10 protein-coding genes and 1 pseudogene are annotated in these 13,690 nt (G+C 71.5%); 3 read left to right on the forward strand and 8 right to left on the reverse strand.

What is annotated here, in order from left to right; genetic code table 11:
* From G3I41_RS28775 to G3I41_RS28800, 6 genes are all read right to left on the reverse strand, one after another.
* On the reverse strand, nucleotides 1-2,014 hold a 2,014-nt coding region (locus G3I41_RS28775; protein WP_164403302.1), incomplete at its 3' end, for a nitrate- and nitrite sensing domain-containing protein.
* A 427-nt stretch (nucleotides 2,015-2,441) separates the two neighbouring features.
* Nucleotides 2,442-3,647, reverse strand: a complete 1,206-nt coding sequence (locus G3I41_RS28780; protein WP_203601801.1) for a hypothetical protein — start codon at nucleotides 3,645-3,647, stop codon at nucleotides 2,442-2,444.
* Between the two features lie 74 nt (nucleotides 3,648-3,721).
* Nucleotides 3,722-6,097 carry an excinuclease ABC subunit UvrA gene (locus G3I41_RS28785; protein WP_164403303.1) on the reverse strand — a complete coding sequence of 792 codons (2,376 nt, stop codon included), beginning with the start codon at nucleotides 6,095-6,097 and terminating at the stop codon, nucleotides 3,722-3,724.
* 73 nt (nucleotides 6,098-6,170) lie between these two features.
* Nucleotides 6,171-6,623, reverse strand: coding sequence for a helix-turn-helix transcriptional regulator (locus G3I41_RS28790; protein ID WP_164403304.1), 453 nt, complete (start codon nucleotides 6,621-6,623; stop codon nucleotides 6,171-6,173).
* A gap of 54 nt (nucleotides 6,624-6,677) precedes the next feature.
* Entirely contained in the window at nucleotides 6,678-7,721 is a 1,044-nt protein-coding gene (locus tag G3I41_RS28795; RefSeq protein WP_164403305.1) for a hypothetical protein, read from the reverse strand.
* Nucleotides 7,722-7,831: 110 nt separating this feature from the next.
* A complete protein-coding gene (locus tag G3I41_RS28800; protein ID WP_164403306.1) occupies nucleotides 7,832-8,647 on the reverse strand; it encodes an SAM-dependent methyltransferase in 816 nt (271 codons plus the stop codon).
* Between the two features lie 193 nt (nucleotides 8,648-8,840).
* Here G3I41_RS28800 and G3I41_RS28805 point away from each other — a divergent pair, with 193 nt between their 5' ends.
* The 3 genes and pseudogenes from G3I41_RS28805 to G3I41_RS28815 all read left to right on the forward strand — a co-directional run bounded on the left by G3I41_RS28805 (nucleotide 8,841) and on the right by G3I41_RS28815 (nucleotide 11,807).
* The gene (locus tag G3I41_RS28805) at nucleotides 8,841-10,214 is read left to right on the forward strand and encodes a lipase family protein (RefSeq protein ID WP_164403308.1); all 1,374 of its coding nucleotides are present in this window, start codon (nucleotides 8,841-8,843) and stop codon (nucleotides 10,212-10,214) included.
* A gap of 17 nt (nucleotides 10,215-10,231) precedes the next feature.
* Nucleotides 10,232-10,399, forward strand: a pseudogene (locus tag G3I41_RS37150) (antibiotic acetyltransferase); the annotation flags it as partial.
* A gap of 232 nt (nucleotides 10,400-10,631) precedes the next feature.
* On the forward strand, nucleotides 10,632-11,807 hold the full coding sequence (locus G3I41_RS28815; RefSeq protein WP_239081884.1) for a macrolide family glycosyltransferase: 1,176 nt from the start codon (nucleotides 10,632-10,634) through the stop codon (nucleotides 11,805-11,807).
* A 74-nt stretch (nucleotides 11,808-11,881) separates the two neighbouring features.
* Here G3I41_RS28815 and G3I41_RS28820 read toward each other — a convergent pair whose 3' ends face one another.
* Both G3I41_RS28820 and G3I41_RS28825 read right to left on the reverse strand, forming a co-directional pair.
* Nucleotides 11,882-12,844 carry an electron transfer flavoprotein subunit alpha/FixB family protein gene (locus G3I41_RS28820; RefSeq protein WP_164403309.1) on the reverse strand — a complete coding sequence of 321 codons (963 nt, stop codon included), beginning with the start codon at nucleotides 12,842-12,844 and terminating at the stop codon, nucleotides 11,882-11,884.
* A 49-nt stretch (nucleotides 12,845-12,893) separates the two neighbouring features.
* On the reverse strand, nucleotides 12,894-13,679 hold the full coding sequence (locus tag G3I41_RS28825; protein WP_164399387.1) for an electron transfer flavoprotein subunit beta/FixA family protein: 786 nt from the start codon (nucleotides 13,677-13,679) through the stop codon (nucleotides 12,894-12,896).
* Between the last annotated feature and the right edge of the window lie 11 nt (nucleotides 13,680-13,690).

Raw genomic sequence — 13,690 nt, forward strand, 5'->3', positions numbered from 1 at the left:
CCGCGCGGGCGCCGACGCCCGCGCCGACCGGGCGGCCGGCCCGTCCGCGCACGTGGTCCGGCTTCGGGCGGGTGACGACCGTACGGGGCGACTCGAAGCCGTGCTCCGTCGGCAGGGCCGGTTCCTCGGACACCTCGGCCAGCACGTCCTTGGGCAGGGTGACCTCGGCGATGGTGCCGGGTCCCGAGGAGTCGCGCAGCTCGACAACGATGCCGTGGCGGGCGGCGAGGCGCGCCACCACGTGCAGACCCATGGACCGCACGTCCCCGATGCCCGTCCTCGGCTCGCGCAGCCCGGCGTTGAGCGCGGCACGGCGGTCCGCCGAGATGCCCACGCCCTCGTCCACGATCTGGACGACGGCCCGGTCCCACAGGCGCCAGACGGCGACCCCGACCTGGGCGTCGGGCGGGGAGAAGCGGGTGGCGTTGTCGAGGAGTTCCGCCAGCATGTGCGCGACGTCGTGCACCGCGCGGGCGGAGATGCCGATGCCCGCCTCGATCGCACCGAGGGACACCCGGTCGAAGCGCTCGATCTGCTGGGCCGCCGCCACGATGACGGTGGAGCAGCCGATGTCGGCCGAGCGCACCCGGGCGTTTCCGTAACCGCCCAGCACCAGCAGGTTGTTGGTGTTGCGCTCCATGCGGATGGCGAGGTGGTCGAGGGCGAAGAGCGTCTTCATGCGCTCCGGGTCGGCCTCGTCGCGCTGCACCGTGTCCAGCTCGGACACCATGACGCTGGTCAGCTGGGCGCCGCGGCGGGCGACCCGGACCAGGGTCTCGGCGAACTGCTCGTGCACCCGGGCCTGTTCGGCGGCGAGGCGCACGGCCTCGTGGTGGACGGCGTTGAACGCCTCGCCGACCTCGCCGATCTCGTCGCCGCTCGTGGTGGTGATGGGGTTGCCGGTGCGCTCGGCGACCTGCTCGGGCGTGGCACCGCTCAGCGCGCCGGGCTGGGACAGCTCGCTCATGACGGCGGGCAGCCGGGTGTGGGCCACCTCGTGCGCGGCGTTGCGCAGGTCGCGCAGGCGGCGGATCATGACCCGGCCGAGGCGGACGGCGACGAGGACGACACCGACGAGGGTCAGCAGCACGAGGGCGACCTCGCCCCCGGCGGTCCACAGCAGCCTGGTGCGCTCCGCGTCGACGGTGGCGGCGACGGACTCGTCGATCCGCTCCTCCACCTGGTGCAGCAGGGTCTGCCGGTCGTCGGACGCCTTCTGCCACTCCTCGGGTCCGACACCGATCGGCTTGCTGGTGTCCGTGCGCCCGATCCGGTCCTCCAGCTTGCGGGACTCCAGGGCCTTCGGTCCGGAGAGGGTGCGCTCCAGCCAGCTCCGCCACTCGCTCGGGCCGAGGCTGAACAGCACGCCCGTCGACTCGGTGTAGCCGAGCCGGCTGGCGTCGAAGGTGCGCTGGGACGCCGCGGTGAACCCACCGGCGGCCTGCGCCCTCATGACGGTGATCTGCTGCTGCGCGGTGTGCTCGGCGGCCTCGGACAGTGCCGCGGCCGCACGGATGCGGTCGGCGATGTCGGCGTCGACGCCGTCGGCCTGGGCGATGCCGTCGCGGTAGCCGTTGAGGTCCGCGATCACGATCCGGTAGCCGAAGGCGAGTGCGGAGATGGTGGTGCTGCCCGAGCGGACCTGGGCGCGCAAGGCGGGGAGTTGGCCGATGAAGCGGTCGATGCGGACCAGTGCCTCCCGGGCGCTCCCGGGTACCTCGGAGAGCTCGCCGGTGCGGCTCTTGAAGGCGGCGATGCTCTTGTCGGTCGCGTCGGAACTCGCCTGGAAGGCGGACGAATCCCCCTGCTCCGAGACCAGGGCGGTGGCGGACGCGCGCTCACGCTGCAACTGGTGGGTTAAGTCGGCTGCGCCGGCGGCGACGTCGACCATGTCGGCCAGCCGGTTCGCCTGGAGTGCCTGGTTGGTGGCGGGCGCGAGGGCCAGGGCCGAGAACGTGACCGCGACGGTAAGGGGAGCGGTGACCAGCAGGACGAGGCGGCGATTGATTTTCACTGCGCGGCTCCGTCGCCGGAACCGGGCTTGAGTATCGGTGACACGCAGATACCTGTTAACGGGTTGTGGGGGTGTCGGTAGGGACGCTCGTACATCGTGCGCACAGTTGCGGATGGGACGGGTGGGGCAAGTGGGGCTCGCACTACGCGGCTTGATCCTATGCCTAGTGCACAACGCCGAATGCGTGCGGTGTCGAAAATTTGCGTTCAGTTAGTTGTGCGAATGCGGTCGGAATCGCTCAAGAGTGGCTGCTGTACGCCTGATTGGCCCCGTTGTGCGCGCCCCGACCGGCTCCATGCTGGTGTGTGAAGTCGGGTGAAGCCATGGGTGATTAGCGAAGGCGACGGTTCGTCACCCGCTCCACACCACAGCGAACAGGCCATCCTTAAAAGGCACATGACCTCCACGGCACGCCGCCTTGACCTGATCACCCGTCCAGCGCCGCCACCGCCCACCGCGCCCGTGCCGACAGCGGCGCGAGCGCCTTGGCCGACCCCTTGGCGATCCGCCCCAGTACCAGCCGGGCGTGCCCCATCACCGAACGGGCCAGCTCCGGTTCGCCCGACTCGACGGCAGCCAGCACGAGTTCGAGATGCTGCTCCGCGATGAACCGGCCGAGACCGAGCCGGTGCCACTGCTCGACCGTGCCGTCCGGCGCGCCGGCACCATGCCCGCGACGACCCCCGCCGTCCATCCCCACCGCCTCGCGCGCCCGGGCCAACGCCCGCGCAGCCGCCGGGAGATCGCCCTTGCCGCGCTCGATCCGGGCGAGCGCGTACGCCTCCACCGCGCGGTCCCGGTCCGTGTCCTGGAGCGAGAGCAGGCCGGACTGGGCACGGGCCGCCTGCCCGTACTCTCCCAGCCTCTCCAGGAACCGGCTCAGCGCCCGCAGCCGGTCCGCGTCGGGGCCCGTGTCGTCCAGCATCCTGATCAGCGCCACCGTCGCGTGCGCGCGCAGGCCCTGACGGCACGCCAGCTCGACCAGGGCGAACTCGTCCGGCTCCGCATCCTCCCCGGCGCCCGGGAACTCCCCGGCGCCCGGACCCGGCGGTGCCCCGCCGCCGGGCGGCCCGAGGACCACGTCCCGGAGGCTCATCCGGTACTCCTCGTCCAGCCGATAGGCGCACAACTCGGCCGAGTTGAGGAGCAGGTGGTCCGGCTCGGTGCGCCGGGCGGCGGACTCCGCCAGGGCGAAGAGCTCGGTGAGCGGCCGCTCGGGCAGCTCCAGGCCCTCGATCAACGCGGCGCGCCGGGCGTCCAGATCGGGTACGAACTCCGCGCGCGCCTCCGCGTCCCCGGCGCGCACGGCGGCCCGCAGCCCCTCCTCGTCCAGCTCCGCGGTCAGCCCCTCGCACCAGCCGGGAAGCCGCACCAGCATCTCCAGTGCCTCGGAGACGCTGTCGGCGATCAGGACCGCGTCGCCCTCGGAGGAGGCGTACAGCACCGCCGTACCACCGCACAGGAAGTACGTGCCCCCGGTGTCGTCCCCCGCGATCGGCTCCAGCTCCCTTCCGGACGCCAGGTGCACCGCCTCGACGTGGTAGGCCCGCTCCACGTCGAAGTCGAAGGGGAAGGCGGCCAGTTCCGCCAGATCGGGACGGTTGCGGAGCAGTTCGAGTACACGGTCGGTCATGGCCCGCATCCTAGGGAGGAGCCCATGTCCGCGCGTGCCCGGCCACCACGGACCGGGCACGCGCGGCGGGTTGCTCAGGCGCCCACGTACCGCGCCAGGTGCTCGCCCGTGAGGGTGGAACGCGCCGCGACCAGGTCGGCCGGGGTGCCCTCGAAGACCAGTGTGCCGCCGTCGTGGCCGGCGCCGGGACCCAGGTCGATGATCCAGTCGGCGTGCGCCATCACCGCCTGGTGGTGCTCGATGACGACCACCGACTTGCCGGAGTCCACCAACCGGTCGAGCAGCCCGAGCAGCTGCTCCACGTCCGCGAGGTGCAGCCCGGTGGTCGGCTCGTCCAGCACGTACACCCCGCCCTTCTCGCCCATGTGCACGGCGAGCTTCAGCCGCTGCCGCTCACCACCGGAGAGCGTGGTGAGCGGCTGGCCGAGGCTCAGGTAGCCGAGCCCGACGTCCACCAGACGTTCGAGGACTCGGTGTGCGGCCGGCGTACGCGCGTCACCGGTACCGAAGAACTCCTCGGCCTCGGCGACCGGCATCGCCAGCACCTCGCTGATGTCCCGCCCACCCAGCCGGTATTCGAGCACCGACGCCTGGAACCGCTTGCCCTCGCACTCCTCGCAGACCGTGGCGACACCCGCCATCATCGCCAGGTCCGTGAAGACGACACCCGCGCCGCCGCAGGTCGGGCAGGCGCCCTCCGAGTTGGCGCTGAACAGGCCCGGCTTCACGCCGTTGGCCTTGGCGAACGCCTTGCGGACCGGGTCGAGCAGCCCGGTGTACGTGGCCGGGTTGCTGCGCCGCGAACCGCGGATCGCGCTCTGGTCGACCGTGACCACGCCGTCCCGCCCGGCCACCGAGCCGTGGATCAGCGAGCTCTTCCCGGACCCGGCGACGCCCGTGACGACGGTCAGCACGCCGAGCGGGATGTCCACGTCGACGCCGCGCAGGTTGTTCGCGGACGCGCCGCGCACCTCCAGCGCACCGGTGGGCTTGCGGGTGTCCGCCTTGAGCGTGGACCGGTCGTCGAAATGGCGCCCGGTGACGGTGTCGGATGTGCGCAGCCCGTCGACGGTGCCCTCGAAGCAGACGGTGCCGCCGGCCGTGCCGGCGCCGGGGCCGAGGTCCACGACGTGGTCGGCGACCGCGATCGTCTCCGGCTTGTGCTCCACCACCAGCACGGTGTTGCCCTTGTCGCGCAGGCGCAGCAGCAGGTTGTTCATCCGCTGGATGTCGTGCGGGTGCAGCCCGGCGGTCGGCTCGTCGAAGACGTATGTGGTGTCGGTCAGCGAGGAGCCGAGGTGGCGGATCATCTTGACGCGCTGCGCCTCGCCGCCGGACAGCGTGCCGGCGGGGCGGTCGAGCGCCAGGTAGCCGAGGCCGATCTCCACGAACGAGTCGAGGGTCTGCCCGAGGGCGGTGAGCAGCGGAGCCACCGAGGGCTCGTCCAGGTCCCGGATCCAGGCGGCCAGGTCGCTGGTCTGCATCGCGCAGGCGTCCGCGATGCTGATGCCCGCGATCTTCGAGGACCTGGCCCCCTCGCTGAGCCGGGTGCCGTCGCAGGCCGGGCAGGTGGTGAAGGTGACCGCCCGCTCCACGAAGGCCCGGATGTGCGGCTGGAGCGCGTCCTTGTCCTTGGACAGGAACGACTTCTGGATCTTGGGGATCAGACCCTCGTACGTGAGATTGACGCCCTCCACCTTGACCTTGGTCGGCTCCCGGTACAGGAAGTCGTGCATCTCCTTCTTGGTGAACTTCGCGATCGGCTTGTCCGGGTCCAGGAAGCCGGACTCGGCGTAGACCCGGACGGTCCAGAAGCTGTCGGACTTCCAGCCGGGGATCGTGAACGCGCCCTCGGCGAGGGACTTCGAGTCGTCGTAGAGCTGGGTGAGGTCGATGTCCGAGACGGTGCCCCGGCCCTCGCACTCGGTGCACATGCCGCCGGTCCGGTTGAAGGTCGCCTTCACGGTCTTCTTGCCGCCGCGCTCGACGGTGATCGCACCGCTCGCCTTCACGGACGCGGTGTTGAAGGAGTACGCGCTGGGCGGGCCGATGTGCGGAGTGCCGAGGCGGCTGAAGAGGATGCGCAGCATGGCGTTGGCGTCGGTCGCCGTTCCCACGGTCGAGCGGGTGTCGCCGCCCATCCGCTGCTGGTCCACGATGATCGCCGTGGTCAGCCCCTCCAGGACGTCCACCTCCGGCCGGGCCAGGGTGGGCATGAAGCCCTGGACGAAGGCGCTGTACGTCTCGTTGATCAGCCGCTGCGACTCGGCGGCGATGGTGTGGAACACCAGCGAGCTCTTGCCGGATCCGGAGACGCCCGTGAACACCGTCAGCCGGCGCTTGGGGATCTCGATGCTGACGTCCTTGAGGTTGTTCACGCGCGCCCCGTGCACACGGATCAGATCGTGGCTGTCGGCGGCGTGCGGCTGCGTGCCTGCGGTCCTGCTCATGCGTCTCCCTGTAGTGGCGGGGCCGTCGCGCAGCCCCGTCGTCGCCGCCCGGCTCACCGGCGGCCTTCCCCGTTCACGGCCCCTGGAACGTCCCCGGCAGCGGGGCTTCTCGGTTCCTGACCGGTCGCGTCACCTGCTTGGCGACGCAGGACGGCATGCCCGCGGTCGCCTGCGCGGCCTTCTGCCGGTAGACGCTCGGCGGCATCCCGACCAGCTCCGTGAAGCGCGTGCTGAACGTGCCGAGCGAGGAGCAGCCGACCGCGAAGCACACCTCGGTGACGCTCATGTCGCCCCTGCGCAGCAGCGTCATCGCGCGCTCGATGCGCCGGGTCATCAGGTAGCCGTACGGAGACTCCCCGTAAGCCCTGCGGAACTCGCGGCTGAGATGGCCCGCCGACATGTGCGCGCCGCGCGCCAGCGCCTCGACGTTCAGCGGCTGGGCGTACTCGCGGTCGATCCGGTCGCGGACCCGGCGCAGCCGCGCGAGGTCGCGCAGACTCTGCGCCGCGTCGGGTTTGCTCGTCACGTCCGAAGCGTACGTCGTGGGGGCGCGCCCCGCCCGGGTGTCGCGCGCCCCGGGTCAGGTGCGGGTGGCCGTGTCGCAGTCCGAGGCGTCGCGGTCCCCCATGCGCTCGTCCATCGACGTGTCCCGCTCGTACGGGTCGATCTCCGTGCCGTCGTCCGAGGGCCCCCGCTCCCTGCCGAACTCGGGGACGAAGTAGCCGGTGGCGTTCTCGCAGCCCCCGTTGGCGGAGTCCAGCCGGTACGACTTCAGCGAGAAGGTGCCCGGCGCGATGACCACCTCCTCCGGGTCGTCCCAGCTCATCACGATCTCCCGGCGGGCGATCGTACGGGCGACCTCGTCGCCGTCCCCGGAGGCCCGCACGACGGGGTAGACGAAGGTGACGTCGGCGGTGACCTCGACCGCGCCCCGCTCGCCCTCCCGGTAGGTGATTCCGCCGCGCGTCTTGATCACGGCGCCGGCCAGGCGCGCGTACGACGGGTCGAAGCGGCTGAACAGCAGCAGCGGGTCGTTCCGCCGGCTCGGGGTGTCGAAGGCGTTCGCCAGGTACTCCTTGACGTCGGCCTGCTCCGGGTTGAGCGCCGCGATCGCCTTCGTGGGCCGCTCCCCGCGCAGCACCGCCGGATCGAGGCCGGCGTCGGAGAGGAAGGCCAGGCTGCTGTCGAGCGCGTCGGACACCTGCTTCTCGCTCATCCAGCCGGTCGCCCGCGCCGAGGGCATCGTGATCCCGGCCGTCCCGGCGGCCCAGTGCTCCGCCGGTGATCCCTTGAACGGGTCGTCCAGTGTGGGCCGCCCGGCCGCAGCCGTGGAGCCGCCCCCACCGTGGAAGCCGAGCCAGCCGGCCGCCCGGCCCGGGACCAGCGCCACGACGAGCAGCGCGATGACGACCACCAGGCCCACCACGTACCAGACCCTGCCGCGCCGCCGGGGCGGTTGACGGGTGCGCCAACCCGGGGGAGGGGCGCTGTCCTCGCGCAGCCGCTGGGCCACCATACGGGCCCGGGCGGACGGTTCCTCGGGGGCGCCGGGGGCGCCGGCCTCGGCCTCCCGCAGGAACCGCTCCCACTCCTCGTCCGGTATGGACGACCCGCCCTTGTCCACGCTGCGCTCCCGCCCCTCACGGCATGCCCGCCGGCCCGCTTTCCGTGCATCATCACACAGCCCGGCGACACCCAAGTGCCCGCCGGGCTGCTGCGGATGAGGTCCGGGCGTTACGGCTTGCGGCCGACCGCGACGTAGCCGGGCGTCACGATCTCGCCCGTGCCGGGGACCGGCTCGCCGAGCTCGGGGTGCCATGCCTCGGCGGCCACGATGCCGGGCTCCACGATCTCCAGGCCGTCGAAGAACGCGGCGAACTGGTCGCGGCTGCGCGGCGCGAGCGTCAGGGTGTTGGCCTTGTACATCTTGTCCACCTCGCGGGCCTCCTCCGGGTGGAAGTCGGCGGTGATCTGCGAGATGGCCATGTAACTGCCCGGGGCGAGGACGTCGGTCAGGCGGCGTACCAGCTCGTACGCGCCGTCCTCGTCGCTCACGAAGTGGAGCAGCGCGATCATCGACAGTGCGACCGGCTTGTCGAAGTCCAGCGTCTTGCCCGCGTGTTCGAGGATGGTGTCGACGTTCCGCGCGTCCGCCTGGACGTAGTCGATGACGCCCTCGGGCGTGCCCTTGAGCAGCGCCTCGGCGTGGGCCAGCACGATCGGGTCGTTGTCGCAGTAGACGACCCGGGTCTCGGGGGCGGCCGTCTGGGCCACCTGGTGCAGGTTGGGCTCGGTGGGTATGCCGGTGCCGATGTCGAGGAACTGGCGGACGCCCTGGGCGGACAGCCAGCGGGTGGCGCGGTGCATGAAGGCGCGGTTGATCTTCGCCATCACCGGGACGTTCGGTTCGACGGCCAGCATCTGACGGCCCATGGCCTCGTCCACCGGGTAGTTGTCCTTGCCGCCCAGGAACCAGTCGTACATCCGCGCGGGATGCGGCTTGCTGGTGTCGATGAGCGGGGCGGTGGGGTCGTTCTCCGGTCGGGACATGGCCAACTCCAGGGTGCGGGAGATGCTGCGAATGATCAGCTCGGGCCCACCTTAAGCAACTCCTCGGCCCAGCAGCGAGAGTTCAGCCGCCGATGACAGTTACCAATGCGTAACTTACCGATGGGTTACCAGCGGTAAGTCCCGCTGTTAGCTTGCGCTCACCCGTATTCCGGAGCAGAGCGAGGAGTGAGCCTTGAGCCGCAAGGACCGTTCGCGTTCCACCCTTCCCCCACGCCGCGTCCGTCCCCTGCGCGCCGCGGCCGTCGCCGTGACCGCGGCGGCCTGCGTGGCCGCGTACGCCGCGCCCGCGTCGGCCACGGACGGCAGCGAGCCCGTCGTTTCCCGGGGCGTGACCATCCCCGCCTTCTACCAACCGCCCGCCCAACTGCCCGCGGCCAACGGGGCGCTGATCCGGACCGAGCCCCTGCCGCTCGCCCTGAGCCTGCCCGGGCTGGACGGCCGCCCGATGCCGGGCACCGCCACCCGCCTCATGTACCGGACGACCGACTCCAACGGACAGCCGGCCGCGGTGACCGGCGCCTACATCGAGCCCTCGGCCGCCTGGAAGGGCGGCGGCGCCCGCCCGCTGGTCGCGCTGGCCTCGGGCACCATGGGCCAGGGCGACCAGTGCGCTCCCTCGCTGGCCCTCCAGCACCCGCTGACCGCCACCACGGAGACCGTGTCGATCGGCTACGAGACCCTGTCCGTCTACCGGTTGCTGTCCGCCGGTGTCGCCGTCGTCGTCACCGACTACGTGGGCCTCGGCACCACCGACCGCCTGCACACCTACGTCAACCGGGTGGACGAGGGCCACGCGCTGCTCGACGCGGTCCGCGCCGCGCACCAGCTGCCCGCCACCTCGCTCACGCCCGGCTCGCGGACGGGCCTGTACGGCTACAGCCAGGGCGGCGGGGCCAGTGCGTCCGCCGCCGAGCTCCAGCCCTCGTACGCCCCCGAGATCCAGCTCGCCGGCACGTACGCCGGGGCTCCGCCCGCCGACCTGACCGCGACCATGAAGGGCATAGACGGGAGCGCCCTGGCCGGCGCCCTCGCCTGGTCGATCAACGGTTTCGCGCAGGCCGACGCGGATCTGCGGGACGTCGTGGAGGCCAACATCAACGACGCCGGGCGGGCCGCGCTGAAGGACGCCTCGACCATGTGCGTCGGCGACGCGATCCTCGGCTACGGCTTCGCGAAGAGCTCCAAGTGGACCACCACCGGCAAGTCCCTCGGCGAGATCATCGCCGCCGAGCCCAAGGCGCAGGCCGCACTCGACAAGCAGCGCATCGGCACCCTCAAGCCGTCCGGCCCCGTTCGGGTGGCGACCGGCATCCAGGACGACATCGTGCCGCACGGCCAGGCCCGTCAGCTGGCCGTCGACTGGTGCCGCAAGGGCGCCGACGTCACCTACGACGCCGTCATCCTGCCCAACCTCGGCGACAAGATCCTCACCAACCACATGGTGCCGCTCATCACCGACCAGGGCGACGCCATCTCCTGGATGACCGACCGCCTGGCCGGCAAGCGGTCCGTCTCCAACTGCTGGTCCATGCCGATCCAGCCCTGACCCGGACGCCCCCGCCCGGCGGCAACCCGGCCCGGCTGCTGCGCACCCGCTACGAGGAGAAGGACGTCGCCCGCCTCCTCGCGCTGGCCTGGTGGGACTGGCCCGCCGAGCACATCACCGCCCACGTCCGGACCCTCATGTCCGGCACGGGGGACGACCTCGAAGCCGCCGCACCGGCCGCCTGACGGCCCCGCCGTCCGGTCCGCGCCCACCGAAAACCATGTGCGCGCGGACAGGACGGCGGCTAGGGTCGCGGTATGAACATGATTCAGCTCTACGGCTGACGCGGACGGGGCATGCCCCCGACCCCGTCCGGCACACCGCGCACGCGCGCCCACCGCCCGGCCATCGCCGGGGTGGCGACGCGACGGTCTGCCGTGTCCACTTCCGCCGCAGAACTGAAACGAGTGATTCCTCATGTCACGTCGCCGTGCCCATATCGCCATGCTCGGCATCCCCGCCGTCAGCCATGTGCTGCCGAGCATCGAGGTCATCCGCGAACTGGTGGCCCGCGGACACCGCGTCACCTACGCCAACGACCCCGTGATGGCCGAGCGCATCGAGGCCACCGGCGCCACCTTCGTGCCGTACGACTCCGTGCTCCCGGTCGGTGACAACGTCTGGCCCGACGACCCGATCGCCGCCATGGGCCTCTTCCTTGACGACGCCGTCCAGGCCCTGCCGCAGCTGCGCGCCGTCTACGACGAGGACCCGGCCGACCTCTACCTGTACGACATCGGGGCGTACCCGGCCCGGGTGCTCGCCGAGTCCCAGAACCGCCGCCTGATGCAGCTCTACCCGACCTTCGTCGGCTGGCGGAGTTACGAGAAGGACGTGGCGGCCCAGCTGTGGACGCTGCCCGGGGCCGACGCGTACCGCGCGCGGTTCGCCGAGTGGCTGGCCGGGAACGGCGCGACCACGCTGGACGTGGACGCCTTCACCGGCCGCCCCGACGACACCCTCGCCCTGATCCCCCGGGCGATGCAGCCGCACGCGGACGACGTGGACATGGACACCGTCACGTTCGTCGGGCCGTGCTTCGGCGGGCGCGGCGAGGACCAGTCCTGGACCCGGCCCGCCGGGGCGGAGAAGGTACTGCTGGTCTCGCTGGGCTCCGCGTTTACCAACCGCCTGGAGTTCTACCGCAGTTGCCTGGCGGCCTACGGCGACCTGCCCGGCTGGCACGTGGTGCTCCAGGTCGGAAAGCAGACGGACCTGGCGGAGCTGGGCACCGTGCCCGGCAACGTCGAGGTGCACCGGTGGGTGCCGCAACTGGCCATCCTCCAGCAGGCGGACGCCTTCGTCACGCACGCCGGGATGGGCGGCAGCTCCGAGGGGCTGTACAGCGGCGTGCCGATGATCGCCGTGCCGCAGGGCGTCGACCAGTTCATGAACGCCGACAAGCTCGTGGAGCTGGGCGTCGCCCGCCGCATCGACACCGACGACGCCACCCCGGAGGCCCTGCGCGAAGCGCTCACCGCGCTCGTCAACGACCCTGAGGTGGCCCGGCGGTCGGCGCGGCTGCGCGAGGACGCCCGGGCGGAGGGCGGTACCCGGCGGGCCGCCGATCTGGTGGAGGAACTGCTCGGCTGAAACGGGCCCGGCCGGGGCGGTGAGCGGGTTCTCCGCGCTCACCGCCCCGGCCGGATGCCGGAGGTCCGGAGGTGTCAGCCCTTGCGGGTGTTGATCTCCTCGGTGAGCTGGGGCACGACGTCGAAGAGGTCGCCGACGACGCCGTAGTCGACGAGGTCGAAGATCGGGGCCTCGGCGTCCTTGTTGACCGCGACGATCGTCTTCGAGGTCTGCATGCCGGCCCGGTGCTGGATCGCGCCGGAGATGCCCGAGGCGATGTAGAGCTGCGGGGAGACGGACTTGCCGGTCTGGCCGACCTGGTTGGTGTGCGGGTACCAGCCGGCGTCCACGGCGGCACGCGAGGCGCCCACCGCGGCACCCAGCGAGTCGGCGAGGGCCTCGATGACCGCGAAGTTCTCCGCGCCGTTGACGCCGCGGCCACCGGAGACCACGATCGCGGCCTCCGTCAGCTCCGGACGGCCCGTCGACTCACGCGGCGTACGCGAGAGCACCTTCGTACCCGTCGCGGCGGCGGAGAACTCCACCGTCAGCTCCTCCACCGCACCCGCGCCCGCGGCCTGCTCGACCTGCGCCGAGTTCGGCTTCACCGTGATCACCGGCGTGCCGTGCGTGATCCGGGACTTGGTGGTGAACGAGGCCGCGAACACCGACTGGGTCGCCACGACACCCTCGGCGCCGGCCTCCACGTCGACCGCGTCGGTGATGATGCCCGACCCGATCCGCACCGCGAGCCGCGCCGCGATCTCCTTGCCCTCCGCCGACGACGACACGAGGACGGCTGCCGGGGACACCGCCGCGTGGGCGGCCTGGAGCGCGTCCACCTTCGGTACGACCAGGTAGTCGGCGTACTCGGCGGCCTCGGACACCAGCACCTTGACCGCGCCGTGCTCCGCGAGCACACCCGCCGTCCCCGACGCGCCCGCGCCCACCGCCACCGCGACCGGGTCACCGATCCGCCGCGCGAGCGTCAGCAGCTCCAGCGTCGGCTTACGGACGGCACCGTCCACGTGATCGACAAAGACGAGAACTTCAGCCATCAGACTTCCCTACTCCTGCACATCAGCGACAACGACCACGAACTACGGGCTAGATGAACTTCTGACCGGCCAGGAACTCGGCCAGCTGCTTGCCGCCCTCGCCCTCGTCCTTCACGATCGTGCCCGCGGTGCGGGCCGGGCGCTCGGTCGCGGAGTCGACCGCGGTCCACGCACCCGCCAGACCCACCTGCTCGGCGTCGATGCCCAGGTCGTCCAGGTCCAGGGACTTCACCGGCTTCTTCTTCGCCGCCATGATCCCCTTGAACGACGGGTAACGCGCCTCACCGGACTGGTCGGTCACCGACACGACCGCCGGGAGCGACGCCTCCAGCTCCTCCGACGCACTGTCCCCGTCCCGACGGCCGCGCACCACACCGCCCTCGACCGACACCTGCGACAGCAGCGTCACCTGCGGCACACCCAGCCGCTCCGCGAGCAGCGCCGGAACCACACCCATCGTGCCGTCCGTCGACGCCATCCCCGAGATCACCAGGTCGTACCCGGTCTCCTCGACCGCCTTCGCCAGCACCAGCGACGTGCCCAGCGCGTCCGTACCGTGCAGATCGTCGTCCTCGACGTGAACCGCCTTGTCCGCACCCATCGACAACGCCTTGCGCAACGCGTCCTTGGCATCCTCCGGACCCACCGTCAACACGGTGACCTCCGCGTCGTCAGCCGCCTCCGCGATCTGCAACGCCTGCTCGACCGCGTACTCGTCCAGCTCCGACAGCAGACCGTCGACATCCTCACGGTCCAACGTCAGGTCATCGGCGAAATGCCGGTCACCGGTCGCGTCGGGCACGTACTTCACACAGACAACGATCCTCAAGCTCACGCCGGCTCTCC

The organism is Streptomyces sp. SID9727 (assembly GCF_010550605.1).
Classification (GTDB): Bacteria; Actinomycetota; Actinomycetes; order Streptomycetales; family Streptomycetaceae; genus Streptomyces.